General features: G+C 58.9%; 26 protein-coding genes. 16 read left to right on the plus strand and 10 right to left on the minus strand.

Features of this window, described 5'->3' with window-relative positions:
• The first annotated feature begins 58 nt into the window (after window positions 1-58).
• From QCE49_RS12640 to QCE49_RS34535, 4 genes are all read left to right on the plus strand, one after another.
• A complete protein-coding gene (locus QCE49_RS12640; RefSeq protein WP_250457143.1) occupies window positions 59-406 on the plus strand; it encodes a copper-binding protein in 348 nt (115 codons plus the stop codon).
• A gap of 45 nt (window positions 407-451) precedes the next feature.
• Entirely contained in the window at window positions 452-826 is a 375-nt protein-coding gene (gene copC / locus QCE49_RS12645) for a copper homeostasis periplasmic binding protein CopC (protein ID WP_014192557.1), read from the plus strand.
• On the plus strand, window positions 826-1764 hold the full coding sequence (locus tag QCE49_RS12650; protein WP_041730774.1) for a copper resistance D family protein: 939 nt from the start codon (window positions 826-828) through the stop codon (window positions 1762-1764). The genes copC and QCE49_RS12650 overlap by 1 nt, the downstream gene beginning before the upstream one ends.
• A gap of 349 nt (window positions 1765-2113) precedes the next feature.
• Complete coding sequence (locus QCE49_RS34535; RefSeq protein ID WP_409017217.1) at window positions 2114-2272, plus strand: four-helix bundle copper-binding protein; 159 nt, start codon at window positions 2114-2116, stop codon at window positions 2270-2272.
• Between the two features lie 102 nt (window positions 2273-2374).
• On the opposite strand, the gene QCE49_RS12660 is transcribed toward QCE49_RS34535, so the two are convergent.
• Complete coding sequence (locus QCE49_RS12660) at window positions 2375-3133, minus strand: DUF305 domain-containing protein (protein WP_238551406.1); 759 nt, start codon at window positions 3131-3133, stop codon at window positions 2375-2377.
• A gap of 194 nt (window positions 3134-3327) precedes the next feature.
• Between QCE49_RS12660 and QCE49_RS12665 the strand changes: the two genes are divergently transcribed.
• Window positions 3328-3642, plus strand: coding sequence for a DUF4148 domain-containing protein (locus tag QCE49_RS12665; protein WP_175940542.1), 315 nt, complete (start codon window positions 3328-3330; stop codon window positions 3640-3642).
• A gap of 950 nt (window positions 3643-4592) precedes the next feature.
• On the opposite strand, the gene QCE49_RS12670 is transcribed toward QCE49_RS12665, so the two are convergent.
• A complete protein-coding gene (locus QCE49_RS12670) occupies window positions 4593-5855 on the minus strand; it encodes a type II restriction endonuclease (protein ID WP_409017218.1) in 1263 nt (420 codons plus the stop codon).
• A gap of 208 nt (window positions 5856-6063) precedes the next feature.
• On the opposite strand from QCE49_RS12670, the gene QCE49_RS12675 reads away from it, so the two are divergent.
• Entirely contained in the window at window positions 6064-8505 is a 2442-nt protein-coding gene (locus QCE49_RS12675) for a heavy metal translocating P-type ATPase (protein ID WP_014192560.1), read from the plus strand.
• A 75-nt stretch (window positions 8506-8580) separates the two neighbouring features.
• Here QCE49_RS12675 and QCE49_RS12680 read toward each other — a convergent pair whose 3' ends face one another.
• The gene (locus QCE49_RS12680) at window positions 8581-9237 is read right to left on the minus strand and encodes an isoprenylcysteine carboxylmethyltransferase family protein (RefSeq protein WP_014192561.1); all 657 of its coding nucleotides are present in this window, start codon (window positions 9235-9237) and stop codon (window positions 8581-8583) included.
• Window positions 9221-9472 carry a DUF2933 domain-containing protein gene (locus QCE49_RS12685; protein ID WP_081478162.1) on the minus strand — a complete coding sequence of 84 codons (252 nt, stop codon included), beginning with the start codon at window positions 9470-9472 and terminating at the stop codon, window positions 9221-9223. The genes QCE49_RS12680 and QCE49_RS12685 overlap by 17 nt, the downstream gene beginning before the upstream one ends.
• 557 nt (window positions 9473-10029) lie before the next feature.
• Here QCE49_RS12685 and QCE49_RS12690 point away from each other — a divergent pair.
• From QCE49_RS12690 to QCE49_RS12710, 5 genes are all read left to right on the plus strand, one after another.
• Entirely contained in the window at window positions 10030-10395 is a 366-nt protein-coding gene (locus QCE49_RS12690; RefSeq protein WP_041730775.1) for a hypothetical protein, read from the plus strand.
• 92 nt (window positions 10396-10487) lie between these two features.
• Complete coding sequence (locus QCE49_RS12695; RefSeq protein WP_014192562.1) at window positions 10488-11789, plus strand: TolC family protein; 1302 nt, start codon at window positions 10488-10490, stop codon at window positions 11787-11789.
• Window positions 11790-11800: 11 nt separating this feature from the next.
• Window positions 11801-13333 (plus strand): efflux RND transporter periplasmic adaptor subunit, encoded by a 1533-nt coding sequence (locus QCE49_RS12700; RefSeq protein ID WP_014192563.1) that lies wholly within the window; start codon window positions 11801-11803, stop codon window positions 13331-13333.
• Window positions 13330-16530, plus strand: coding sequence for an efflux RND transporter permease subunit (locus QCE49_RS12705; protein WP_250457141.1), 3201 nt, complete (start codon window positions 13330-13332; stop codon window positions 16528-16530). Before QCE49_RS12700 ends, QCE49_RS12705 begins: the two co-directional genes overlap by 4 nt.
• Window positions 16527-16877, plus strand: coding sequence for a copper-binding protein (locus QCE49_RS12710; protein WP_014192565.1), 351 nt, complete (start codon window positions 16527-16529; stop codon window positions 16875-16877). The genes QCE49_RS12705 and QCE49_RS12710 overlap by 4 nt, the downstream gene beginning before the upstream one ends.
• A 198-nt stretch (window positions 16878-17075) precedes the next feature.
• Here QCE49_RS12710 and cadR read toward each other — a convergent pair whose 3' ends face one another.
• Entirely contained in the window at window positions 17076-17507 is a 432-nt protein-coding gene (gene cadR / locus QCE49_RS12715; RefSeq protein ID WP_041731191.1) for a Cd(II)/Pb(II)-responsive transcriptional regulator, read from the minus strand.
• Window positions 17508-17587: 80 nt separating this feature from the next.
• Between cadR and QCE49_RS12720 the strand changes: the two genes are divergently transcribed.
• A complete protein-coding gene (locus QCE49_RS12720) occupies window positions 17588-19993 on the plus strand; it encodes a heavy metal translocating P-type ATPase (protein WP_081478163.1) in 2406 nt (801 codons plus the stop codon).
• Between the two features lie 265 nt (window positions 19994-20258).
• On the opposite strand, the gene arsB is transcribed toward QCE49_RS12720, so the two are convergent.
• Both arsB and QCE49_RS12730 read right to left on the minus strand, forming a co-directional pair.
• The gene (arsB, locus tag QCE49_RS12725; protein ID WP_014192567.1) at window positions 20259-21332 is read right to left on the minus strand and encodes an ACR3 family arsenite efflux transporter; all 1074 of its coding nucleotides are present in this window, start codon (window positions 21330-21332) and stop codon (window positions 20259-20261) included.
• Window positions 21333-21334: 2 nt separating this feature from the next.
• Entirely contained in the window at window positions 21335-21850 is a 516-nt protein-coding gene (locus QCE49_RS12730) for an arsenate reductase ArsC (protein WP_014192568.1), read from the minus strand.
• A gap of 196 nt (window positions 21851-22046) precedes the next feature.
• On the opposite strand from QCE49_RS12730, the gene QCE49_RS12735 reads away from it, so the two are divergent.
• Complete coding sequence (locus tag QCE49_RS12735) at window positions 22047-22388, plus strand: helix-turn-helix transcriptional regulator (protein ID WP_041730777.1); 342 nt, start codon at window positions 22047-22049, stop codon at window positions 22386-22388.
• Window positions 22389-22480: 92 nt separating this feature from the next.
• Here the strand turns inward: QCE49_RS12735 and QCE49_RS12740 are convergent, their stop codons facing one another.
• Genes QCE49_RS12740 through arsH form a run of 3 tightly spaced genes read right to left on the minus strand, consistent with a single transcriptional unit; the run spans window position 22481 to window position 24079 of the window.
• Entirely contained in the window at window positions 22481-22954 is a 474-nt protein-coding gene (locus QCE49_RS12740; RefSeq protein ID WP_250457140.1) for a VOC family protein, read from the minus strand.
• A complete protein-coding gene (locus tag QCE49_RS12745) occupies window positions 22955-23293 on the minus strand; it encodes a helix-turn-helix transcriptional regulator (protein WP_081478164.1) in 339 nt (112 codons plus the stop codon).
• 9 nt (window positions 23294-23302) lie between these two features.
• Window positions 23303-24079: an arsenical resistance protein ArsH gene (gene arsH, locus QCE49_RS12750; protein WP_014192570.1), complete on the minus strand. Its 777-nt coding sequence runs from the start codon at window positions 24077-24079 to the stop codon at window positions 23303-23305.
• Between the two features lie 153 nt (window positions 24080-24232).
• Here arsH and QCE49_RS12755 point away from each other — a divergent pair, with 153 nt between their 5' ends.
• The 3 genes from QCE49_RS12755 to arsN2 are packed head-to-tail and all read left to right on the plus strand — an operon-like array spanning window position 24233 to window position 26670.
• Window positions 24233-24943, plus strand: a complete 711-nt coding sequence (locus tag QCE49_RS12755) for a hypothetical protein (protein WP_148276070.1) — start codon at window positions 24233-24235, stop codon at window positions 24941-24943.
• 5 nt (window positions 24944-24948) lie between these two features.
• A complete protein-coding gene (locus tag QCE49_RS12760) occupies window positions 24949-26202 on the plus strand; it encodes an MFS transporter (RefSeq protein WP_250457165.1) in 1254 nt (417 codons plus the stop codon).
• A gap of 33 nt (window positions 26203-26235) precedes the next feature.
• Window positions 26236-26670, plus strand: a complete 435-nt coding sequence (gene arsN2 / locus QCE49_RS12765) for an arsenic resistance N-acetyltransferase ArsN2 (protein ID WP_250457139.1) — start codon at window positions 26236-26238, stop codon at window positions 26668-26670.
• The last annotated feature ends 117 nt before the right edge of the window (window positions 26671-26787 follow it).

Here is a 26787-nt window from a genome sequence, read left to right on the forward strand (position 1 = left end):
TAGGAAATGCCGTGCAGGCGCACGGCTGGATGTTCGTTTAACTGATGGAGAGAAATTGATGAAAAACGCAATTGCTTCGATGGTCTTTGGTTGCGCGGCAGCGCTGTCCGCGAGCGCGTATGCGGCGGGCGATATGAGCAACATGAACATGACGAGCGGCGCCCAGCAAAGCGGTGACGCGAAGAACAGCATGTCGCATGGCGAGGTGAAGAAGATAGACAACGCCGCCGCCAAGCTGACTATCAAGCATGGCCCGCTCGAGAACCTCGGCATGGAAGGCATGACCATGGCCTTCAAGGTGAAAGACCCGGCGATGCTGTCGCAGGTGAACGTGGGTGACAAGATTGATTTTGTTGCCGAAGAGGTAAATGGCGCTCTTACGGTCACGAAGCTGCAGAAGCAGTAACAATGAACCACTACGCAATAACCGACATCGCTCTGGAAGGCAAGCATGAAAAACAGGATTAACAAGGGCCTCGCGCCTCTATTGGCGACGGTTGCACTGGGCCTCTTACCCGTTGCTGCGTCGGCCCATGGCAAGCTCGAAAGCGCAACGCCAGCCGCAGGCAGCACGGTCGATGCCACGCCCGACGCGTTGCGCCTGACGTTTAACGAAAACATCGAGTCCTCATTCAGCACCATCAAGGTCTTGAACGCGGCTGGTGCACCGGCGACGAAAGAGAAGGCGACGGTCGACTCGACGAACCCGCGGGTGCTCAAAATCTCCTTGCCGAAACTTGATTCGGGCTTGTACACCGTGCAGTGGGGCGTAATGACGAGCGACTCCCACAAGACCAAGGGCACCTACACTTTCACGGTGAAGTGATGAACGACGGTTTCCTCGGCGTGCTACGACTGACGCTGGTCGCCCTACAGAACATAAGCTTCGCGGCGCTGGTCGGTGCACTCATATGTGACAGGTGGCTTGTCCGGAGGACGTCGCACTGGCAGGCAAGCGTGAGCAAACGGCTGATGCTGACCGCTCGGCTAGCAAGCTTCGCATCGCTACTGTCCAGTATTGCGGCTTTCTGGACTCACTGCGCACTGATGAGCGAGTCGACAGTTGCCGAAGCCGGACCGGCGGTCTACTCGATGCTGAGGGAAACCGGGTATGGCCATGCGTGGCTTGCTGGTGCGTTGCTCACGCTCGGTGCCTTGGTTCTGTTGTCCTTGCCAACATCGACGCGCGGCCGACTGATGCCGGTCACCTGGCTGTGTATTGCCGGGGTCGCGCTCGGGAGAAGCAATACAGGGCACTCCGTCGAGACAGGCTTCTTCTCGCTGCCCGTCTGGGCCGATTGGATTCACCTTCTTAGCATTAGCGTCTGGGTTGGACTTGTCGTCGCAACCAGCTATGTTGTCGCTCCGCGCCTCCTCTCTGGCGACACGGACCGCGAGAACGGCGCGTCGTTCATTCAGTCGCTGTCTGACACCGCGACGGTTGCGCTGCTCGTCCTCTTCGCGACCGGCGCATATAACGGCTTGCGCAGTGTGGACACCCCGGCAGGCTTTGTCGCATCGGGTTATGGGCAGATTCTCATGCTGAAGCTAGGCCTTGTCCTGGTCGCGGCCGCTCTGGGTGGCCACAATCGATTCTTCGAAATGCCTCGGCTGCTGGCCGCCCTCCAGCAAGACAGCATGCGTGCAGCTGAACCCGCGTTGAAGCGCTTTTCGCGGGTGTTGCATGTCGAGTCAATCGTTCTGGTGGCGGTTCTCATCGCTGCGGCGGTTCTTGTTTCAAGTCCGTTGCCAGGCACAGCGTAATCAACGCCTTCACATTGTTCGTCCACGCGGATGGTCCTGCTGGTGAATCCGTAGCGTTTAGCCGCGTCACAGTAGGACTGTCTTTTTGGCCCGCGCAATCCGCGGGCTTTTTTTCTTGGGCACGTTGCATGCGCAACTCCTTGGCTGGCTCATCCAGCAGTCATTGTTCAAGGAGGACAATATGGCTCATCAACAGCATCAGTCATGTATCGACGCTTGCGATGCTTGCGCCGCAGCATGTGACAATTGTGCAACTGCCTGCCTTTCAGAAAGCAACGTCTCTGAAATGGCCGAATGCATTAGGCAGGACATGGATTGCGCGGATGTCTGTCGGCTCGCTTCCGCAGCGATGGCGCGGGGCAGTCGGCACGCCAAGGACATATGCGGGCTTTGCGCATCGCTATGTGAAGCTTGCGCTGCGGAGTGTGGGAAACACGAACACGAGCACTGCAAGCAATGCGCTGAAGCATGCCGCGCGTGCGCTAAAGAGTGTCGGGCGATGGCCTAAGCATCTCATGTCCGCTCGGCTTTCGCTGAGCGGACCGAAGCTCCCGCAGACGATGAATGGCGGGACCCTTGGAAACCTCAAGGTGCTGGGTCGGTCGCTCCGCTAACCGCCGCTGTGCTGACCACGCAGACTTCCACCCTCAGGTTGCAACGGGCTTGTATCGGAGAACGGTTGATAGTCGCCTATACCGAAGTTCCTCTCTAGCAGTTGCCTCATCTCATCGACCGCACTCGTCTGGGCGTGCCACATTTGATTGCAGAGGCGAATGAGCTGGCCGTGGCGCCGGTCTACTCCAGTCATGCATCCGTTCAATGGCTTGAAGAGCTGATAATGGTGATGGGAGAAGACCTCGAGATAGGCCCTGTCGAACGCCTTTCCCGGCTGCGCATGCTCAAGTATCCCGATGGCTGCCTCTTGCTGCGGCCGCAATTGGGGCTGATAGTTGATTCCATACCAGTCGCGCAAAAGCGATTGCAACTGGATAATCTGCTCGCGTTGTGTACGGTTTTCCATCCGCGCATTCGACTTGATTTCATCGATAGTGGCCTTAGCTTGCGTCGGCGGAAAGCCCGGGGAAGGCGACGTTCCTTCATTGGGAGATAAGTTACCGTTCCTTCGCGCATCCGTGCCGGCGGCGAGTTCAGTCATCCGCAGCGCGGAGAAATGGTGGTCAATGATTGTCTCCATCAGCGCTACTTCGAAGTTCGCCGTCAGCCCGCGACCCGGTTCGTCCGCATATGCGGGTATGGCAGTGAACACTGCCAAGGCCGAACCGGCCGTGATAGCGGCACGCAACACTCGGCCCGCGAATCCTTGGCAGGCTTCAGCCCCTCTTGCTTCCTTCCTTTTACGATTCTCCACGGCGTCCTCCGTCATAAGGCCATGACTATGTGTGTCTGCATCCCAGTACAGCGAGTGACGGTCAGCATCCCGTGCGCCCGTGCGCAATAGATGACGAATATTTCACGCGGTCGTCACGGGACGTTCAGGGGCGCCCATCCAGAATGGCGCTGTTCGTCAACACTGATGACGCGTAATGTACCTATGGAGTCCCAATGAAATTTCGATATGTTTCGCTGTTTGTGACGCTGGCCGCAGTAGCGAGTAGCTCGTTTGCCGACGCCGGGCATGACTTCCCTCCCGCAACGACTCATGCGGCGTCACGTGACAATTCCGTCGCAGACGGCAGTGCCCAAGCGACTGATATGCCGGTGGCAGCTCGGGGCAAAACACGCGCCCAAGTCATGCAGGAATTGATTGAAGCCCAAAGAGCCGGCCTCGTTCCGACCAGCCGCTCGGACTATCCTCCTAGCGAAGCGACCATTGAACGAAATCGCGCGCGCTTTGAGTCCGACGGTCCGAAACGGTAGATGAATAACGACATATGCCGACGGCCACGCGTGCATCATTCGACGCTGCGTGGTGAGTCGCCTCCATCACGCTCAGAGTTAGCGTGGCTCTAACGCATCCCGGGGCGCTCTTGCTGCGGCCCCTTCAAATCGGCCTTACGCCCGTACCGAACAGCCTAGGTAATTTAAGGCCCCGACTGGTCGTCCGGTTACTGGAAAATCTCTTGTGTAGACGGTCCGAAGGACCGTCGCCCTTGCCAAAAACACTGCCCCCATCAGATGGCTTAATGTCTGAAGTTGCTTCTGTATCGAAGAAGGAGTTAAAGACATCTGCAGTGAAGTGCGTTTATATTGCGGGCGCGTTTTGCCACGTCGGTAACAGGGCGCATTGCCGGCGGCACCGCCGAGTCCACGTATCCCATGCACGCTGAGTCTATTTATAAAATTGAGAATGGAGCCGTCGGCATCATGACTCGTAGATGACAAAAGTTTCATCTGTCCGTCACTCTCCCGCACCAGCGCCCCGGCAGAATCTACGCGTGAGGAAAGCTGTCAATGCGTTAGGAGGGAACCTATGCGGCGCTTAGCAATGCTCTTCGCGTTAGCGGTTTGGGTTTCCGCGTGTGTCGCGGCACAGCCGCCACTTTCGCAACCAGCAAAGACCAAACAACAAGCGGACGTCGAGCTTGAAACCGCCTGGAAAGATGGATGGCTTCCTTTTCGGCGCTCCGAGTATCCGCCCGCTCAAGCGACGCTCGAGCGCAACAAGAAGCGGTATGCCGCGAAGCGCGCCCTCGACGTACCCTTAGCTGCAAGTGCGACGAACCCTTCGAAGTGAAGTCCGCGCGAAGTGAGCTGAAGGCGAAAGCAAGCCCAGCGGCACACCGGAAGGACGCCGATACTTGCCGGCCGCCAACTCGACGTGACGTCGACGCTGCATGTTCGTTGCAAAGACGTACGAAATCTTGAATCTATAGTGCCGTTGCGATGGCCTCGATTGGCTTCATACCGCTGCCAAAACGGGCAATGGTTTCGCGGTGCTCCCTGAGCGCACCGTACGGGAGGTATCTGATGCCGAGTTCGGTTACACGGGAGAAGGCAGGCCTCGCCAACTGGCTGCGCACGTCCTCTTGTCGACTATCGGGAGCGACCAGGTATAGATGCTTCTGTGCGGCCGTGACGGAGCCAAGAGCCAGGTCAAGGAGACGAACAATGCCCGAATAGATAGATGTCGTATGCTCGACTTCGAACGCTGCCGCGACGGACTTGTCGGCGTTCAGCCAGATGACGTCAATCAATGGGACGGTGTCCGCGCCGCTGATGTTCAGTGACGTCGGCAACTCGCTCACGCACCCGTCGGCCAGCTTTCCATTGCCGTAAGGGCGCGAACGGTCATTGGTCGCAATCCAGACTTGATAGCCAAGCGATTTCCCGAGGTCGCGCAACCATCCCTGCACCTCGGTATGTGTCGCGTCCTGCTGTCGGCTCGCTTCGAGCTGTTGTGCGAGCGTTACGGATTGCTGGCGAACAGCATCTAGGTCCTGCAGCCAGGCATCGTTGGACGCCGCATCGTCGTTTGACGGAGGCAATGGGTAGCGGTCCATGCCGACATCGAAGAGGAACCCCGCGACCGCGCCTAGGTCGTTCGACAGGAGGGCGCGGTGGTCATGATTTAGCTCAAGGATTCCCTTTCGCATTGCGAGATAGTGGTCCCAACGCCCGAGCTTCACGTTAGCCTTGGTTATCGCGTTGAAGCCTTTGACAATGGCCGTGTTGAACGGACAAACGAGGGTTGGGTGAATGAAGTAAAGCAGATTGGCTGCTGCGGGCCCAAGGCCCTTGACAGCATGGGAGTCGAGCGTTCGTATCGCCGCGAGGACGGCCTCCGCCTCGTCACAGCAGTCGCAGGTATCGAGTAGTTTGGCGAAGGCCCGCTGATTCGCCGGGTTTTCGTAGATGTCCGGAATTCTGAGCTTGGGTTTCCAGAGGAATGCGTGGTCTGCGCCCCGAAAAATCTGCCGCTGCTCAGCGATGGAGCTTACGACAGTCTCCAAAGAAGAGCCTCGGTAGGCGTTCCCGAACGTCCCTGCATTGATTTCATTGACGACTTGGCGGATGCCTTGCCGGATGGAACGAAAGTTCTTGAGCCGCTCAGGCCAAAGGAACCACGTCTGAAAGGCGCCTGCCGGGTCTTCCTTCCAATGCTCGATAAGCGTGTGCAGGGTGTTCATTATTGTCGTACGTTTTATTGTTAGCGAGTCTATCACCTATGCAACGGACACCGGGAAGGCTGCGTTGACCTTCCCACCGTCGTAAGGTTGACAATGAATTTCGGGCGCTTGACGCTTCGCTGTCTGGTGTCCCAGCTCGGCGCAAAAGAGCATTTGACGGCGCGTCGGCAAGAACCACGTGCATGGCACGACCGAAAAAGGAGCACTTAACATGAGCGTGCAACCTAACGGCGGTAAGAAGCGCGGCGAATCGTCGAGCGGAGCGAAAGCAAAGCGCGAACATCATCACGACCACAACGCGGGCTCCGGTATCGGCGTCGAACATCGCCATCAAGGCCAGGGGCATCGCTCGGCCGACGCCCGAGAGTCCGCCGCCGTTCCGCTGACTGACCCGGTCTGTGGGATGGCAGTCACTGCGGACTCTCACTATCACGTTGACCACGACGGAGACCGGTGCTTCTTCTGCAGCCAATCCTGCAAGGACAAGTTCGTCGCGAATCCAACGAAGTACATTAGCGGGAGTGCGGAACCGGAAGCGCAGGCGGCGCCAGAGGGCACTATCTACACCTGCCCGATGCACCCCCAAATTCGACAAGACCATCCCGGAAACTGCCCGATATGCGGCATGGCCCTAGAGCCTTTGCTGCCAAGCCTCGAAGACGATGAGAATCCCGAGCTCGCGGACTTTCGTCGCAGGTTCTGGTGGACGCTGCCGCTCACCGCCGTTGTGTTTGTCCTCGCAATGTTCGGCCACCGCTTCCATTGGATAGGGGCTTCGACGCTGAGTTGGTTTGAGTTCGTGCTCTCAACGCCCGTCGTTTTGTGGGCGGGGTTTCCATTCTTCGAGCGCTGTGTTCAGTCATTCATCAATCGCAGCCCGAACATGTGGACGCTCATAGGCTTAGGAACTGGGGCGGCCTATATCTACAGTGTGATTGCTGTCGTGGCACCAGGCGTGTTTCCCGCGACCTTCGTCGCACACGGTCGTGTCGAGGTCTACTTTGAGGCCGCGGCTGTCATCATATCGCTCACGCTGCTGGGGCAACTGCTGGAGTTAAGGGCGCGTTCGCAAACATCAGCTGCCATCAAGGCGCTTTTGGGCTTGGCGCCAAAGACAGCCAGAAGAATCAATGCAGACGGAACCGAAGAGGATGTCCCGCTGACACACGTTCATGTTGGAGACCTTTTGCGCGTGCGGCCGGGTGAAAAGGTGCCGGTGGATGGTGTCGTCACGGAGGGAACGAGCTCGCTTGATGAGTCGATGATTACAGGGGAACCTATTCCTGTTACCAAGCGACTCGGAGACCGTGTGATTGGCGCCACTATGAACGCCGCGGGTACCTTGGTTATCAGGTCAGAAAAGGTCGGTTCGCAAACAGTATTGGCGCAAATCGTCCAGATGGTCGCGCAAGCTCAGCGCTCTCGCGCGCCTATGCAACGGATGGCAGACCAGGTCGCGGGTGTATTCGTCGTAGCCGTCGTTGGCATCGCTGTCCTGACGTTCGTTGTATGGGGCTTGCTCGGACCTCAACCAAGCTGGGTATTCGGTCTCATCAATGCAGTTGCCGTGCTCATCATTGCATGCCCATGCGCGCTCGGACTCGCAACACCGATGTCTATCATGGTCGCAAGCGGTAAGGCTGCTACGAACGGTGTGCTCTTTCGGGATGCTGCGGCTATTGAGAACCTGCGCAAAGTCAACGCGCTTATCGTTGATAAGACAGGCACGCTCACGGAGGGACATCCAGCGTTTCAACGCTGTGTCGGCGTCAACGGCTTCTCGGAGCAAGAGGTTCTTCGTCTCGCAGCAAGCCTTGACCAAGGTAGTGAACACCCGCTCGCCGCGACCATCGTAAGTGCTGCTCGCGAACAACGACTGCCGCTCGATAGAGGCGAAGAATTCGAGTCCAGCACAGGAATCGGTGTCCGAGGAATCGTGGGTGGTCGCAGGCTCGCCTTAGGCAACACTGCGCTGATGCAAGCGGAGGGCATTGACGTTGGACTGATAGCAAATGACGCCGACTCGCTAAGGGCTCAAGGCGCAAGCGTCATGTATTTGGCCGTTGACGCGAAGCTGGCAGGCCTTCTGGCCGTGTCGGACCCAATAAAGGCGACGACGCCAGAGGCATTGGCTCGTCTTGCTGATGACGGCATTCACGTGGTGATGGCAACTGGCGACGGTGTCGTGACTGCCAAGGCCGTAGCTGGCGAGCTGGGCATTGACGAGTTTTACGGTGAGGTTAAGCCCGCCGACAAGCTTGCGCTCGTCACTCGGTTCCAAGAAGCGGGCAAAGTGGTCGCGATGGCCGGCGATGGTATCAACGACGCGCCAGCGCTCGCCAAGGCGGACGTCGGAGTCGCGATGGGCACGGGAACCGACGTCGCAATGAGCAGCGCCCAGGTTACCTTGGTCAAGGGTGATTTGCGCGGCATCGCCCGAGCCCGAGAGCTGTCTGAGAGCACGGTCAGGAACATGAAGCAAAACCTTGGCTTCGCTTTCGTCTACAACGCATTGGGGATTCCACTGGCGGCAGGCGTGCTTTACCCATTCACGGGCCTACTACTATCGCCGATGATTGCGGCGCTCGCCATGAGCCTCAGTTCGGCCTCTGTCATAACCAATGCCCTGCGGTTGCGCAACGCGAAGGTTTAGTAACGTCATCTCATGGTTAAAGGGCGATGTCACCCTGTAGGCGACATCGCCCTGCCAGGACCGCGCCGACGGTCGCTAGTGAACAGGTGCGGCATCCGCCCCAGAGAGTCGAGGCACGAAGCGCGGCGTGCGAGCAGCGTAATCGAGCCACGCCTTTCCGAACTCTTTCTCGGAATCCCGTTCCTCATGACGTGCGAGCTGCACGTACATGACGACGAGTATCGGAAACATGACCAACGTGACTAATGTTGGCCATTGCAGGAGGAAGCCTGCCATGATGATGACGAACGCAACGTACTGCGGGTGGCGGATGAGGGCATACGGTCCCGTTGTAGCCAGCTGACCGCTGCGCTGCGCCGTGTAGAGCGCGTGCCAAGCCTTCGAGAGGAGGTAGAAGCCGCCGAAGATAAGGGCAATGCTCGCTAGGTGAGGAACCCCTAGATGAGGGTTTCCGTGTCGTCCTGTCAACATCCACCATAGGTGACCGGCGTCGTGCGAGAAGAGGTTTGTTTGCGGAAACTTCGTCTGCAGCCAGCCGGCAAGTAAATATATGGTGAGCGGGAAGCCGTACATCTCCGCAAACAGCGCTACGACGAACGCGCTAAAGGCACCAAACGTTCGCCAGTCGCGAGCCGTGTTTGGTTTGAAGAAACTGAAGGCGAAGATGATGAATATAAGGGAGTTGATGGCAACCAACCCCCACAACCCGTATCCGCTAGTTTGCTCGTTCATCTTGACCTCCCTTTTTCTCTGCGGCGCGTGCGTCGCCGTGGGTATGACTGGCGTGCCCGTGATGCATGAAGACATGCATAAGCGGGCAGGCGAGGATAAGCATGTACGGTAAGAAGCCGAGAAAATGCGCACGGTGCTCCGAAAACATGAAGAAAGCGGCTATAGCCCCGAAGACAACAAGCGCAATCGCGCCGCGCGATTTCCAGAACGGCGCGTCGTGGGATATTGACCTCATCGCGGTGCTCCTTGGCAAGTCGACGCCACGATTGCGGTCGTAGCGGTCAGACACTTAAGATGGCATGCAACTGACTGTATCGATGTGCTCCGCCGAGCGCTTGACTTAGCGCAAGAAATTGTGAAATGCCTTCGTCTTTGATGAGGTTGGCCCGCGTCGCGGACCCACCACCCAGGCAGAACATAACCGGGGCATGTCACGGTCCATTGACGCACCGTTCCTTCGCGTGACAATCCGTTCAGAATCCTGTCATCTTGGAAAGCCTTGCCTGTCGACTCATTATTTTGAGCGTCGGATGACTCTGAGACGCGCCCCAACTGACGCGGGCGATGCCGGCAGAGCGTAACCCTCGGTCCCATTTGAGAGTCGGACGCCGGTCGGTGGGGACGTGTGCCTTTTGGCGACACACTAATTGGTCAATCTTGGGAGTAGAGGAGCGGGCATCGCGTTGCGGACATCACCGGCGCCCTCGGCGGACCCATGATTTTTTGCTGCTGCCAACGCGACGCATTCCAGTATGAGAAACAGGATAAAATGCTCGCGCTAGAATTGTGACCATGAAGATTTTCCGGACCCTCCTCGTCCTGCTGCTGTGCGCGATGCTGCCCCTGAGCGGGCTGGCGGCCACCGGCTTGGCGGGCGATTGTCCGATGCAGCAATCAATGTCAATGCACGACGATGACAGTTCTATGTCCGTCGAAATGCCTGGCTGCGACATGACGAAGTCTTCCACGACAAACAAGGCTAAGGGCGGGTTCTGTAAGACCACGGCTCAGTGCCAGTTCGCAAGTATTTACTACCCTCCCGAACAGGCGACTTTCAGCCGCCCGATGCCTGTCAGCAATCAGGTCGTCTTCCATTACGCCGAGTCGTTCACCGGTCGCGAACCGGGCGGGCTCTGGCGACCTCCTCGAGCAATCTAATCTTCGCCTGACTGGTTCGCCGCCTTTGCGGCGAGGTCGTCCTGCATTCAGGACGTGGAATGTCTATGGCATTCCGCTGCTGGGGTTAGAACATGAATTCACCGATTGGCAAGCCGCAATGCCGGCTTGCATCTCTGCGCGCGCCTTCGATTTGCGCTGCCCTTGTATTTGCGTTGGCCAGCCCTGTTGCTCACGCCCAGGAAGTGGCCGTCACGCTTGACGGTGCGTTGCAGTTTGCAACCGACCGCTCTGCCGGCATGCAGGCCGCGCAGGCCTCCGTGCGGGCCAGTTCCGAGGCTGCCGTGAAAGCCGGCCAGTTGCCAGACCCGATGCTCAAGGCGGGCGTCGATAACCTGCCGGTGACGGGGCCGCAGAAATTCACCATCGGCCAGGACTTCATGACGATGCGACGCATCGGCATTGAACAGGAATGGGTGTCAAGTGAGAAGCGGCACCTGCGCTCGTCCCTGGCCGACGAGACGGTCAGCCGCGAAAGGGCCGGCTATCTCGCTCAGGTGACCAACGTCCGCCAGCAAACAGCTTCAGCCTGGCTCAACGCCATCTATGCGAAAAAGGCGCTCTCGCTGCAGCAGGCGTTGCTCGACCATATGAGCCACGAGCTCGCCGCGACTAAAGCCTCCTACCGGGGTGCAAAGGCGACAGCCTCCGACGTCGTTCAAGGCCAGGCCATGCTGGCTCAGACGCAGGACCAGTTGCTCAAGGCACAGGCGACCTACCAGACCGCGCTCATCGGCTTATCGCGCTGGACGGCAGTTGCCGTTTCGGATGTGACGGGCGAACCGCCGGCGCCCGAGTCTTACGTTCCCTCACTGCCGCCCGAGGAACTTCAACGAGTCCAGCCAGCGCTCGTGGCGGCGTCCGGTGACATTTCGGTCGCCGATGCCGACACGGCCGTGGCGAACAGCGAGCGCAACCCGAATTGGACGTGGGAGATTGGCTACCAGCAACGTGGTGGCGCGTATTCGAACATGGTGTCGGTGGGCGTAAGTATTCCGCTGCCCCTCAACCGAAAGAACCGTCAGGACCGCGACGCAGCCGAGAAGGCTGAACTCGGCACGAAAGCGCGCCTGCTTTATGAAGACGCGCTGCGGCAGGTACAGGCGGACATCCGCACCGAGTCCGCCACGCTTGCGAGCGGTCGCGAACGTATCGCGAATCTCACGCAGGCTCTGCTGCCAGCCGCCGACCAGCGCGTCGGACTTGCGACTGCTGCCTACAAGGGCGGCACGGGGTCTCTTGCCGACACGTTCGCGGCGCGACGCGCGCAACTCGACGCGCAGCTTCAGGTACTTGACCTTCGACGCGAGGTTTCGCAGACGTGGGCCCAGCTGGAATACCAGGTCGTGCCACCGACGATGGCCGCTGCGCAGTGAAGGAAATAACGATGATGAATAAACCACTGGTCCGTGCCGTCTTATTGGTATTCGCGGGCGCCGTCCTGGCCGGCGCAGGCTACTTTGCCGGCACACGCAACGCTTCGACCAAAGCCGATGCATCCATGAGTCCGGCTGTCACGGCTGCGCCGGGCGACAAGGTTGACCCGAAAACCGGCAGGAAGGTGTTGTACTGGCACGACCCCATGGTGCCGAACCAGCACTTCGACAAGCCGGGCAAATCGCCTTTCATGGATATGCAACTCGAACCCGTCTATGCGAACGAAGGCGCCGGTTCGAACGGCATCAAGATTGACCCAGGCCTCCAGCAGAATCTCGGCATCCGCTACGCGACCGTGAAGCGCGAAGAAACAACGGAAGAATTCGACGCCGTTGGGACCACCCAATTTGACGAGTCAAAGGTTGACGTCGTGCAGACACGGGTCACAGGCTACATCGACCGCCTGTACGCAAGCGCCCCGATGCAACGCATCGCCAAAGGGGCGCCGATTGCGTTGCTCTATGTGCCGGACTGGCTGGCGCCGCAGGAAGAATATCTGTCGCTCAAGCGCGGTGCGATGGATGCGGGATTGCTGGACGCCTCGCGCGCACGTATGCGGGCGCTGTCTATCCCAGAAAACGTTATTGCGGCGCTCGACCGCACCGGAAAGGCCCAAACCCATATCGTCCTGTCGTCGCCCGAGGCGGGTGTCGTGAGCGAACTGAATGTGCGTGACGGCGCGATGGTGACGCCTGGACAGACGCTGGCGAAAGTCGTGGGGCTGTCAAAGCTGTGGCTCATCGTCGAAATTTCTGAGAGCCTGGCGTTGACCGTGCAACCGGGCATGACCGTTGATGCGACGTTCAGCGGCGACCCAACGCAGCACTTCAAGGGGCAGATTCGCGAAATCCTACCCGGCGTCACTACCACCAGCCGCACCGTCCAGGCCCGCCTGGAAATCGATAACGCGGCGCTCAAGCTGACCCCCGGGATGTTGATGCGTGTTCGCGTTGCGGCGCAAAAGCCCGTCTCCCGACTACTGGTGCCATCCGAAGCTGTCATCACGACAGGCAAGCGGTCGGTCGTCATTGCCAAAAACGCTGACGGCCGTCTGCAGCCGGTGAATGTCACAGTCGGGAATGACGTCGGCAATCTCACCGAAATCCGTAGCGGACTGAACGATGGTCAAGCCGTCGTCGCGTCGGGCCAGTTTCTGATTGACTCCGAGGCCAGTCTGAAATCTGTGCTGCCGAGACTCGAGGGTAGCGCCGTGAGCGCGAGTGCTCCTGAAGCGTCGTCGTCCTCTGCTGCTCAGTCTTACGAGACCACCGGCAAAGTCGAGAAGGTGACACCGAACGACATCACGTTCTCGCATCAACCGGTGCCGGCCCTCGGCTGGGGTCCGATGACGATGTCGTTCAATAAGCCGGCGCCCGACGCCTTCCCGGGCGTCAAGCCGGGCCAGACGGTGCACTTTGTCTTCAAGCAGTCCGATGACGGTTACCAACTAACGAAGGTTGAGCCGGCGGGAGGCGCCAAATGATTGCACGCCTCATTCGCTGGTCCATTCATAACCGCTTCTTGGTTTTGCTCGCGACCGCCCTGGTCACGGCCTGGGGCCTCTATTCACTTAAGGAGACGCCACTCGACGCGCTACCGGACCTGTCGGATACCCAGGTCATCATCAAGGCGTCGTATCCGGGCAAGGCGCCTCAGGTCATCGAGGACCAAGTCACCTACCCGCTAACGACGACGCTCCTCGGCGTACCGGGCGCGAAAACCATCCGTGCATATTCGTCGTTCGGCGATGCGTTTGTCTATGTCCTCTTCGATGACAAGACTGACCAGTACTGGGCCCGCTCCCGCGTCCTCGAGTATCTCGACCAGGTCCAAAGCCGGCTACCACCGGGCGCGACGGTTTCCCTTGGACCTGATGCAACGGGCGTGGGCTGGGTGTACGAGTACGCGCTCGTCGACCGCACAGGCAAGCACGACCTCGGTCAATTGCGCGCGCTCAATGACTGGTTCCTAAAGTTCGAGCTCAAATCCGTGCCGGACGTGTCGGAAGTGGCGAGCATCGGCGGCATGGTGCGTCAGTACCAGGTCGTGCTCGACCCGGACAAGCTGCGCGCGTATGGCATAACGCAGGCGATGGTGGCGGACGCTCTGGGAAAGGCGAATCAGGAATCTGGCGGCTCAGTAATTGAACTCGCGGAATCCGAATACATGGTCCGCTCGTCAGGTTATCTGCGTTCGCTCGACGATTTTCGCAACGTCGTCCTGCGCACGAACGATGCGGGCACGCCCGTGTTGCTCGGCGACGTCGCGCGAATTCAGATTGGCCCGGAAATGCGTCGCGGCATTGCTGAGTTGAACGGCGAAGGGGAAGTCGCTGGCGGCGTTATTGTCATGCGTTCCGGCAAGAACGCGCTGACAACCATTGACGCGGTCAAAGCGAAGCTGGCCGACCTTAAGCGTTCGCTGCCGCAGGGCGTCGAAGCGGTGACAACCTACGACCGCTCGCAGCTTATCGAACGCGCGGTGGATAACCTCAAGGACAAGCTTATCGAGGAGTTCATCGTCGTCGCGCTCGTGTGCGCCGTCTTCCTGTTCCATCTGCGTAGCGCCTTGGTTGCGGTCCTGTCGCTGCCGCTCGGTGTGCTCGCCGCGTTCATCGTGATGCGCTATCAGGGCGTCAACGCAAACCTTATGTCGCTCGGCGGCATCGCGATTGCCATCGGCGCAATGATAGACGCAGCCATCGTGATGATTGAAAACGCCCACAAACATCTGGAGGCGTATGAACTCGCGCATCGAGACAGGCCCATCACGACCACGCAGCGATGGGAGCTGATTGCAACGTCAGCAGCCGAGGTGGGGCCAGCGCTCTTCTTCTCGCTGCTCATCATCACGCTGTCGTTCATTCCGGTCTTTTCGCTCGAAGGGCAAGAAGGCAAGCTGTTCTCGCCGCTGGCCTTCACGAAGACATACACGATTGCCGCTGCAGCCGGCCTGTCCGTGACGTTGGTGCCGGTTCTGATGGGCTACTTGATTCGCGGGCGCATTCCCCACGAAGCCTCGAACCCCATCAACCGTGTGCTAGTGCGGCTTTACAGGCCGTTGCTCGAAGCGACATTGCGGCGTCCGTGGTTCATCATCGCCATTGCCGTGCTTGCGTTGGCGCTGACCGCGATTCCCGTGTCACGGCTCGGTGGAGAATTCCTGCCGCCGCTCGACGAAGGCGACCTGCTTTACATGCCGACAGCTCTTCCCGGAATCTCGGCAGAGAAGGCGTCCGAGTTGCTGCAGCAGACCGACCGGCTCATCAAGACGGTACCCGAGGTTGCGTCGGTCTTTGGCAAGTCAGGTCGTGCCGACACAGCCACAGACCCGGCACCGCTGGAGATGTTCGAGACGACTATTCAGTTCAAGCCAAAAAGTCAGTGGCGACCCGGTATGACGCCCGAAAAGCTGATTGACGAACTGGACCGGACCGTGAAGGTGCCCGGCCTGTCGAACGTCTGGGTGCCACCTATCCGCAACCGTCTGGACATGCTGTCTACCGGCATCAAGACTCCAGTGGGGGTAAAGATTTCTGGAGCCGACCTCTCGCAGATTGACCGCATTGCCACACAGGTCGAAGCGGCGGTGAAAGATGTTCCCGGCGTGACGTCAGCACTGGCCGAGCGGCTCAACGGCGGCCGGTACATTGACGTCGACATCAACCGGCAGGCGGCAGCACGATATGGGCTGTCCGTTGGCGACATTCAGTCGGTCGTCTCTACCGCCGTCGGCGGGGATAACGTTGGCGAAGTGATTGCGGGCCGCGAGCGCTTTCCTATCAACATCCGCTATCCACGCGAAGTGCGCGACTCGCTTGAAAACCTGCGCGACCTGCCGGTACTGACTGACCGTGGTGCTCAAATCCGGTTGGGTGATGTTTCTGACATCCGCGTCGCTGACGGTCCGCCCATGATTCGCAGCGAAAACGCTCGGCTGTCTGGTTATGTCTACGTTGATATTCGGAACGTGGACTTGCAATCGGCAGTCCAGGCGATGCAGCACGCGGTTGCCGAGAAGGTCCAGTTGCCGCCCGGCTATTCAATCGCGTGGTCAGGACAGTTCGAATATCTGGAACGCGCAGCGGAGAAGTTGCGCACCGTCATTCCCGTGACGCTGGTCGTCATCTTCGTGCTGCTGTTTCTCACATTCAATTCGGCGGCTGACGCGCTGCTGCTCATGTCGACGGTGCCTTTCGCGCTGGTCGGCGGCTTCTGGCTCATCTGGATACTGGGTCATGCGGTGTCCGTCGCGACCTCGGTCGGCTTCATCGCGCTGGCAGGCGTCGCGGCCGAGTTCGGCGTAGTGATGCTGTTGTACCTGAAGGGGGCACTCAACCGACGGCTAGAGCTGGGAGAACCGTTGACCGAAGGCACGCTAATCGAGGCCATCCGCGAAGGTGCCGTGCTGCGCGTACGCCCCAAGGCGATGACGGTTGCCGTCGTCCTTGCCGGGCTAATTCCCAGCATGGTTGGCCATGGTGCCGGCTCGGAAGTCATGCAGCGCATCGCCGCCCCGATGGTTGGCGGCATGGTCACCGCGCCGATTCTCTCGATGTTTGTCATTCCCGCCGCATGGTTCCTGTTACAGCGTCGCCACCTCAGGAAGCACGCGCGATTTCCTTATGTAGTCCCTTCCGGCACTAAAGTGCCTTCTGTTCAAACCGGAGAAACCCAATGAAGAACCTGATTGTTGCTGTCACTGCCCTTGCGAGTGTTGTCGCTGTCCCGGCGTTTGCTGGAGACGATATGGCGGGCATGAACATGTCCGCCAAGCCGTCGGCCACGAAGGCGACGTCGAACAACGCGCTAACGGATGCGGAGGTCAAAAAGGTGGACGCCGCGACCGGCATGGTCACCTTGAAGCACGGTGCGCTGGAGAACGTCGGCATGCCGCCCATGACCATGGCGTTCAAAGCGAAGGACGCTGACATGCTTAAACGAGTGCACGAAGGCGACCGGGTCAAGGTCCGCGTCGAAAACGTCAATGGTGCGATGACCATCGTGAAAATGGAAAAGCAGTCTTGAAGAGTTGACGACTCGTCAGGCGCAGCCTGACCGCGAACGGTCAAGCTGCGCCTTGATTGCTCCGAAGGAGGGCAGCAACGCGGAGAAATTCAGTCCGTTCCTGCGTCCGTTCCAACGTCGGCGGACATTTGAAATGCGTCCGGGTTCGCGACGAGAATCCAACATCTTCATCACTGTGCCCGCGCTAAAACGCTGCACCTAGCCCAGATGGGTTCCTCGATGATTCTCAAGCGCAGTTTCCATCGCGGTCAAACCTTGCATGATTCGGCATTCGTTGACTGCTGCCCCGCCCGAGCAGCTGGCTCGCAGGCGACCCAGTTGTTCCCGCAAGTGCACAAGTTCCGCGATTCGTTCGTCGACATGCGCTATGTGCTCATCCAACAACGAGTTAATGGTGCCGCACCCGACGCCCGGCTTGTCCGACGCGGACAGCAGGGCTCGAACTTCATCATGCGTCATGTCGAGCGCGCGACAGTTCCGTACAAAGCGTAGACGTTCGACATGGGCGTGGGTGTAGCTACGATAGTTTGCGGCTGTCCGCTCGGCCGGCGGGAGTAGGCCTTCCTTTTCATAAAAACGAACCGTGTCTGTTGTGCAGTTGGCAGCCTTTGCCAATTCGCCAATTCTCATGCTCTGCCCCTCAAAATACGCTTGACCTTGGAGTTCCTCCAAGGTGTTTACTGTCAGCATATATCAAGCGGAAAGCAGACATGGAAGATTGTTGCGGCAAGAAAACGTCGGACATCGCGTCGAAACCGGCAAAAGGAAAGCTCGAGACGCAGGACGGGTGTTGCGTTGGAAGCGCGTGCACAGATATACCCGGTGCAGATGCGACAGGACGGTTGGACGACGACGCTGGGCAGTCGACCTGTGGACCGGTCCATCAACAGCAGCCTGAACATCGCCAGGACGCGAAGTGCTGCGACTTCCACGGGCCCGACCGTACATCGCAAGGTGGGACTATCGAAGCGCAGCCCGCTCTTGCCCCGCTGAACCAGTCTGTTGCGGTCGGAGGCTTGGTCCGCACTCAAATGCGGATATTGCAGATGGACTGCCCGACGGAGGAAGCGCTCATTCGCAAGAAGCTCGGCGGAATGACGGAAGTCTCCGAGATGCAATTCAATCTCATGCAGCGAGTCCTTACGGTAGTTCATCGTCCCGACGGACTTCAGGCGGTAATCAAGGCGCTCTCGACCATCGGATTCACGCCCCAACTGGACGAAGAGGCGGTCGCAATCAGCCGCGCTCCGGCGCAAGTCAAGAACTCCTGGTGGCCGCTGGCCATTGCCGGTTGCGCCGCCCTGGGTGCCGAGGCAGCCGATTTGCTCGGCGCGTCCGTCTGGGTCGTCGCAGGGCTTGCCTTGGTGGCCGTTGCGTGTTCCGGAGTTGGGACCTACAAGAAGGGCTGGGTCGCCATCAAGAACCTCAATCTGAACATCAACGCGCTGATGAGCATCGCAGTTACAGGCGCGTTGGCCTTAGGGCAATGGCCCGAGGCTGCGATGGTGATGGTGCTGTTCACAGTTTCGGAGCTCATCGAGGCGAAATCGCTCGACCGAGCTCGCAATGCAATCGAAGGCCTGATGAGGCTCGCACCCGAAACCGCGACGGCCAAGCAGGCCGATGGTTCCTGGCTCGAGGTTGAGGCGGCACGCGTCGAGTTGGGCGCAATTGTCCGGGTACGTCCTGGAGAGCGCATCGCCCTTGACGGGGCTGTCATTGAGGGGCGTTCCACGGTCAATCAGGCACCGATTACCGGCGAGAGCATGCCGGTTGACAAAGGTCCCGGCGACAACGTCTTCGCAGGCACCATCAACGAATCGGGTTCGTTCGAGTTTCAAGTTACCGCTGCGGCGAACAACTCGACGCTTGCGCGCATCATCCACGCGGTCGAGGAAACTCAAGGCACCAGAGCTCCGACGCAGCGGTTCGTCGACCAGTTCGCCAAGGTCTACACTCCGATTGTCTTCCTGATTGCGCTTGGCATTGCCATCATCCCTCCGCTACTTTTTGCCGGCGCGTGGTTTAGCTGGGTCTACAAGGCGCTTGTGCTACTCGTCATTGCATGCCCTTGCGCACTTGTGATTTCTACGCCGGTTTCGATAGTTAGCGGTCTTGCCACCGCTGCCCGCAAAGGCATTCTGGTAAAAGGCGGCACGTTCCTCGAGCAAGGTCGGAAGCTTCGTTGGCTTGCGCTGGACAAGACGGGCACTATCACCCACGGTAAGCCGGTGCAAGGCACGTTCGAACTTTACGCGACCGACATTGAAAGCATGTTCGTGCGCTCTATTGCGGCCAGCCTGTCAAGTCGCTCCGACCATCCAGTCTCGAACGCCATCACGCGCGCTGCTGGTGCCGATGGCGTGGCGCGACTTTCCGTCGAGGAGTTTGAGGCAATTTCCGGACGAGGTATCGCCGGACGCGTGGATGGTCGCCATTACTGGCTCGGTAACCACAGGCTCGTCGAAGAGCTTGGCCACTGTTCGGCGGAACTCGAGGCCCGACTGCAAAGTTACGAGCGAGGGGGCAAGACTGTGGTCATGCTTGCTGATAGCAAACGAGTGCTTGGTTTGTTCGTTGTTGCGGACACGGTAAAGGAATCGAGCCGCGAGGCAATCTCCGAGCTTCACGCGCTCGGCGTACGCACCGCGATGCTCACGGGCGATAACGCGCACACTGCGGCCGCGATTGCCAAGGAAGTTGGCATTGACCGCGCCGAGGGTGACCGGCTTCCCGAAGATAAACTGCGCGTCGTCGAGAGTCTGTCGCGAGACCACGCGATGGTCGGCATGGTCGGTGACGGCATCAATGATGCGACAGCACTCGCACGTGCCGACATCGGTTTCGCCATGGGTGCGATGGGCACGGATACCGCCATCGAAACGGCCGATGTCGCCCTGATGGATGACGACTTGCGCAAGATTCCCGCGTTCATCCGTCTTTCGAAGGCGACCCACACGGTTTTAGTCCAGAACATCACGTTAGCCCTTGGCATCAAAGCGATATTCCTCGCGCTGACAATCGGCGGACTCGGAACGATGTGGATGGCCGTAGTCGCTGACGTTGGCGCGAGCCTGCTCGTCGTTGGAAACGGCTTGCGGCTGCTGCGAAAGTAGATTGAATAAGCTCCCGGAGAAGACAGGATAAGCTGGGGTGAGCGAATGTCTATCGACCGCGGCCCAGTCGGTCACACGGGGAAACGAGCAGTCGTTACGTGACGCACCCCGCGCGGCGCCCATCAAACGAATGAAGGCCGCCGCGTCTAAGGTGAAGATTCGTGCAGGTTGCTGCACAAAATTGCAACGCAGCCGACTGATGCCGAAGGCGCATTGTGACATCGGCAAATCGATGGTTCCCCGGCGCGGGCCATTTGAGAAACTGTCAGTTTTCTCCTTGGTACCAGCGCCGAGATGAGTTGACCACTTTCACCACGGCTAGCATTACCGGCACTTCGATAAGCACGCCTACAACCGTTGCCAGCGCCGCCCCCGATTTGAGGCCGAACAGGCTTATTGCGGTCGCGACTGCCAGCTCGAAGAAGTTCGAAGCGCCAATCAGACATGATGGCGCAGCAACATCATGGGAGACGCCGAGCTGCCGATTCGCTAGATAGGCGAGTGACGCGTTGACAACTACCTGAATCAGAATTGGCACAGCGAGAAGCACGATAATGACAGGCTGCTCGATGATTTGCTCGCCTTGGAACGCGAACAGAAGCACGAGCGTTAGCAACAGGGCAGCGATGGAAAACGGGCCAATCGTCGACAGCGCGCGCTGGAACCTCTGTTCCCCACGACGCAGAAGCGCTTTGCGGATGATTTGGGCAATGATGACCGGGATGACGATGTAGAGTACCACCGACGTCAGCAGCGTATCCCAGGGTACCGCGATGTTCGAGATGCCAAGCAGCAGCCCCACGACTGGAGCGAACGCGAACACCATAATCAAGTCGTTTAAGGCCACCTGAGAAAGGGTGAAATACGGGTCACCTTTGGTCAACTGACTCCAGACAAACACCATCGCTGTGCATGGCGCCGCCGCTAGGAGAATGAGCCCCGCGACATAGCTGTCTAGTTGGTCGGCCGGCAGGAGAGACGCGAACGCGTGACGCACAAACACCCATGCCAGGAAGGCCATGGTGAACGGCTTCACGGCCCAGTTGATGACCAGCGTCACACCAATGCCTCTAATCTGAGAGCGGACCTTTCCCAGCGATGCGAAATCGATGCGCAACAGCATCGGGATAATCATGACCCAAATCAGAACTCCCACCGGGATGTTGACGTGAGCCACTTCGAGCGTGGACACCGCGTGCACCGCGCCGGGCAGTAACTTTCCCAGCACAATCCCGACCACGATGCACAACGCGACCCATACGGAGAGATACCGCTCGAAAAAACCGATGCTGCTTGGCGTGCGCCGAGCCGCTTTGGCAACCGTCTCACTGCCAGCCATCATCACTCTCCTTTCTCGCGCAGCGATGTCCCGATAGTTTGCATTTCCTGCTGGACGGCCATGCGGTCGAGCTTTTGCAACGGAAGGTTCGTGAACAGTTCAATACGCTTCTTCATCTGCACGAAAGTTTGAAGAAACGCTCGGCGCTTCTCTTCATCGGAACCTTCAACCTTCGATGGGTCAGCGACGCCCCAATGCGCCTTCGCAGGGTGACCCGGCCAAATGGGGCAAACCTCGCCCGCTGCATCGTCGCAGACCGTGAAGATGAAGTCCATCTGTGGCGCGCCGTCCACTGCGAATTCATCCCAGCTTTTGCTTCGCAGCCCTTCCGTCTCGATTCCCTGCGAGCGAAGCAAGGCGATTGCGTGAGGGTTCGGAGTCGTTCCGGGATGGCTTCCTGCACTGTAGCCGGTGAAACGGTCGCCGGCGAGTTGGTTCAGCGCCGCCTCCGCAAGGATGGAACGCGCCGAGTTGTGGGTGCAGAGGAATAAGACGTTGTACTTCCGGTGGTCTGTCACAGACTTCTCCTAACGACGATTGGTCGCAGCTCACAATTAAATCTATATCTCCAATATAATGGAAATGAAGTGACGCAGCAAGCTCGGGCGCGACCTGCGTTCGGGACAAGCAGCCTTGACGCCCGTGGGCTGCAGTTCCGCCCGGCGTCCGCGGCGTCGCGTTAGAATCGGCAAATAATTTTTAAGACAAAGCCTTATGAAGGAAAAAGACGCCATCAAAGCTTTGGCCGCGCTCGCACAGCCGACGCGCCTGGCTATTTTTCGTCTGCTCGTCACGGCCGGACCTGAGGGTCTGAACGTCGGTGTCATCCAAGAACACTTGGACCTAGCTAGCGCGACACTCTCCTTCCATCTTAAGGAGCTGACGCACGCTGGCTTGGTGACGTCCCGCCAGGAAGGACGGTTTGTGTACTATGGGCCCGAAATCGAACATATGAATGACCTGGTTGGCTTTCTGACTGAGAACTGCTGCCAGGGCGTGGACTCGGCCGCATGCAAGCCAGCCAGGAAAGTGAAGTGCAAGCCTGTGACCGCGTGAGCGGGCGCTTCGTGCGGTAGGGTCGCCTAGGACCACTTGCATCGTAACGGCCGCCTCGAACCTTTGCGGCCGATTGTTTCTGTCGCCGTGAATTAGCAGCAGCCGACCTTTTTCTCAATCACAGCTGGAATCGAGGTGGCCGGGGCACAGCAGGCTCCGCCCGCCTCGGGAGCGGCCGATGCTCGGCTGTCTGCTCCGAAGATGGGGATTCCGCCTAGCGTGTGATACGTTTCCCAGGGCACGCCCGCCGGGTCTTGAGTCCAATACTTGTTCGAACTCGCGTAACAACACTGGGCACCAGGTTGGTCCTGAACCGCGACCTGGCCGGCGACGACCTGCCCGCGGAGAGCTGTCAATTCCGCGTCGCTGTCGACCTGAAATCCCAGGTGATTAACCCCTGTTTCCCCGCCGCGGGCTGAAATGGCAAAGTTCACGCGTGGGTCCTCGAGCATCCACTTCGCGTAATCGTCTTTCAACACCGATGGCTCGGCGCCAAGCATGCTGCTGTAGAACCGCACACTTTCGTCGAGTTTCGGGACAACAATGTGAACGTGGAACCGCTTCATTTACGCCTCCGTTTCGTTGGTTGCACAGCCGCATTGTTCGGCTTGCTCTGCTGCGCAGCAGTTTTCCATCAGGAAATCCATGAGCGTCTGCATGTGGTCGTAGCTGGCGCAATAGAAGATAAACCGACCCTGATTCTTGCCTTCGATGAGTCCAGCGTTCGCGAGCTCTTTGAGGTGAAAGGACAGTGTTGGCGCGGGCAACGACAGCTTCTCGGCGATAGACCCCGGACTCATTCCCGAGTGCCCCGCTGTAACCAGCAGGCGAAAAACCGCGAGTCGCGTTTCATGTGCCAAGGCTGCCAGGGCCTTAACTGCTAGCTTTGAGTCCAAGGTTGCCATCACAGTCCTTTACTGGTTACTCGCCTTCGCTTTCTCGACAGGGTGTTCCGCGATTGCCTGGGAAGCAAGGTCGGTTGCGGGGTCGAGCGGGCGACCTTCCTCGACGCGTTCGCTATACCTGTCGACGAGATACTCGGCGCGGCCACGAAGCAGCAGGGTGAACTTGACCAGCTCTTCCATCACATCGACGACCCGGTCGTAGTAGGACGAAGGCTTCATCCGGCCGGCTTCGTCAAACTCCTCGAAGGCCTTCGCGACCGAACTCTGATTCGGGATGGTGAACATGCGCATCCACCGCCCCAACTGGCGCAACTGATTGACAGAGTTGAACGACTGCGAACCCCCGCTCACCTGCATCACCGCAAGGGTGCGTCCCTGCGTCGGCCGGATACCACCGCTGACAAGCGGCAGGTGGTCAATCTGAGTTTTTATCAGGCCGGTAATCGTGCCGTGGCGTTCCGGACTGCACCATACGTGTCCTTCCGACCACATGGACAGTTGCAGTAGCTCCTTCACTTTCGGGTGGTTCTTGGAGTCGACGTCGTCGGCATGTGGAAGACCTCGCGGGTCGAAGATGCGAGCCTCCGCTCCAAACAGCTCCAGCAGTCGCGCAGCTTCCTCGACAAGCAGGCGCGAATACGACCGCTCGCGAAGAGAGCCGTAAAGCAAGAGAATCCTGGCCGGTGGTTGTCCTTCCATGCCCAACCGAACAGCGATGTCTGTATCGAAGAACTTTGGTTTGGCCGCCGGGAAGCGGTCGTCGTCGTTGATTTCGTGCACTGTCATCGTGTGTTCCTGCGATTTCATATTTCCAATTCTATAGAGATATTTGCTGCCTTCCCGGTCGAATCGCCACCTGAAAACTGGCTGCATCACCCATTGCTTGCATTCTACTATATTTCCGGTATTCTGGAAATGTGAAATCGATACGAGGTTGCCATGAGTCTCGATGACCAAGCTTTGAACGACGAGCCGCTATCAGTACCGGGCGGATGGCGTTGCAGCGCGGCGCAGGCGCTCTTTGCCCTGACGGCGCGTTCGCCGGTTAGCGGTTCACGGGGAACCCCTACTGAAGAGCGTATGGCTATGAAAACAGGCTCTTCAGCGCTGGCAGCCAACATTGCACGCCAGTTTCAGCTTGAGACCGGATATGCGAGTTCAGCCGTCGCCCTGAAGGCGGCCCCTGACGACAGCCTCGCGCTCGCACGTTTGCTCGCACAGGGCGGCTCCTCCGCAGCGGTCCTTCTGATGGACGAGGAAGTGCTAGGGCGTTTGCTTTCCCCGTGCGACTGGATGACTCCGCTCCTGCGAGTTCGCAACCATTTCGCCGACGAGGGTTCGAAATTCTTCGTCGCGCTGACTACATCGCCGAAGGGAAAAGGAATTCTTGCGGCACTACATCGACTGCGCGCACGCTTGGTTGCACAACGAGTTGAGCGACTCTGCAATCGTGACGGAATCGGCTTCCTCGGTATGGTCGACATTCTGCCGCGTCGGGCCATCGCGCCTCGCACGAGTCTGTTCCACGAGCGAATCGCAGCCGTCATTGCCCACCGGCTGGCTTCAGCAACATTCTTTTGCTGCGACGCATTTCGGATTGGAGGCGGCGGTCCTCATGGCTCGAGCCAATACCAAGGGACACTAAGTTGAGCACGATGTCGAATCGACGTGAGAGCGCCAGCGGCAACACAGCGCCTGCGGACAGCGAAGACAAGCTAATCACGTGGGCGCTGGCTCTGGCGCAGCTGGTTTCGTGGGGCTCGGTGTACTACTCGTTCTCACTGCTCGTGGTGCCGATGGAACAGACCATGGGCTGGAGCAGGACATCGACGAATGCAGCGTTGTCTGTCGGATTGCTTGTCTCAGGCTTTGCAGCGTATCCCATTGGTCGCTGGATTGACCACGGGCTTGGACGGCGTGTCATGGCTGTCGGCTCTATCATCGCAGCGGCGATGCTACTGCTTTGGGCCGGCGCTCAGTCGCTGACATTACTCTTCGTGGCGTGGATAGGCCTCGGAATTTCGATGGCTGCCACGTTCTACGACCCTGTGTTCGCCGTCATCACACACCGGTATCCGCGAAGCTTCCGGACCAAAATCACCTTGATTACGCTTGTCGCGGGATTCGCCAGCACCGTCTTCATCCCGCTGACGCAGATTCTCGTCGGCTCAGTCGGATGGCGTACATCGCTTGTCGTGCTCGCGGCCTTGAACCTTGTTGTCTGCCTTCCCATCCATGTCTTGGCCATTCGCTCATCGCGTCGCGATGCGGATTCACTGCCGGAAAGTCGGAGCGTGAAGCTGGCTAACGATGCGGCAACACGCCGAGCCCTGCGGACACCAATTTTCTGGGCACTCGCTGTCTGTTTCACGGCTTACTACGCGACGTTCGCGGCGCTTACATTCCATCTCGTCCCACTCATGGTCGAACGCGGTGTATCGAACGCCGTATTGGTCACAACGATGGCGCTGATTGGTCCAGCACAGGTCGCCGCGCGAGCGGTGTGGTTTACGTTCGGTCGAACAATTCACGTGAGCACTATTGGCATTATCGTCGTGACTCTTTTCCCGTTGTCGACGATTATTCTGATAACGGCAGGCCACTCCGCCACACTTCTCTGGTTCTTCGCGCTTTGCTATGGTGCCGCCAACGGGATGATGACGATTCTGCGCGGCACCATCGTGCAAGACCTTATGTGGACCGAGGGCTACGGAGCAGTCAGCGGGATGCTTTCGTTTCCGTCCAATATTGCCAAGGGGATAGCGCCGATTGCCGCAGCAGGTATCTGGGATTTCACTCACGGTTACGCAGCTGTCGAATGGACGGTGTTTCTGGTTTCGATATTGTCGGCCATAGCATTCTTAGTCGCTGTTCGCGCGAGCCGGCACGCAGCGGTGACCTTAACCTAATGCGATTTGGTAACCCAACGACAGCAATCGACCATGAAAATCCGAGCGGCGCAAGGGAGCGACTTAGATGCAATCAAGACATTGCTTACGGAAAGTGGGCTTCCGGCCTCGGACGTCGACACGACGTTGCTTGAAGACTTCCTGGTCGCGGAAAACGAGGTTGGAAAGATTGTTGGAAGCATTGGACTCGAGCGATTTGGTCACTCCGCGCTAGTAAGGTCGCTAGTTGTCGCGCCGTCAGCTCGCAACCGGCGACTTAGTTCGACGCTTCTGGCTCGCGCCGAATTAACGGCGCAAGCGTCGGGCATTCGCGAATTGTGGCTGCTTACAACGACAGCAGCTGGGCTATTCCAGCGCTACGGATATACGGATGCTGACCGAAGCACGGCGCCACGAGACGTCCAGGGAAGCGCACAGTTCAGTAATCTGTGCCCCGCAAGCGCCGCTTGCATGAGGAAGGTCATGTAAGTCGGTCACTACCTGGCAGTTTCGCTGTCATCAATGCAGCCCCGCAGCCCGTTGCGCTCTTCTTTGAGCGATGTCATCGAAGCGCGCATGTCCTGCGGAAGCTTCTCCGAATACCAG

Source organism: Caballeronia sp. LZ008 (assembly GCF_031451435.1).
GTDB lineage: Bacteria > Pseudomonadota > Gammaproteobacteria > Burkholderiales > Burkholderiaceae > Caballeronia > Caballeronia zhejiangensis.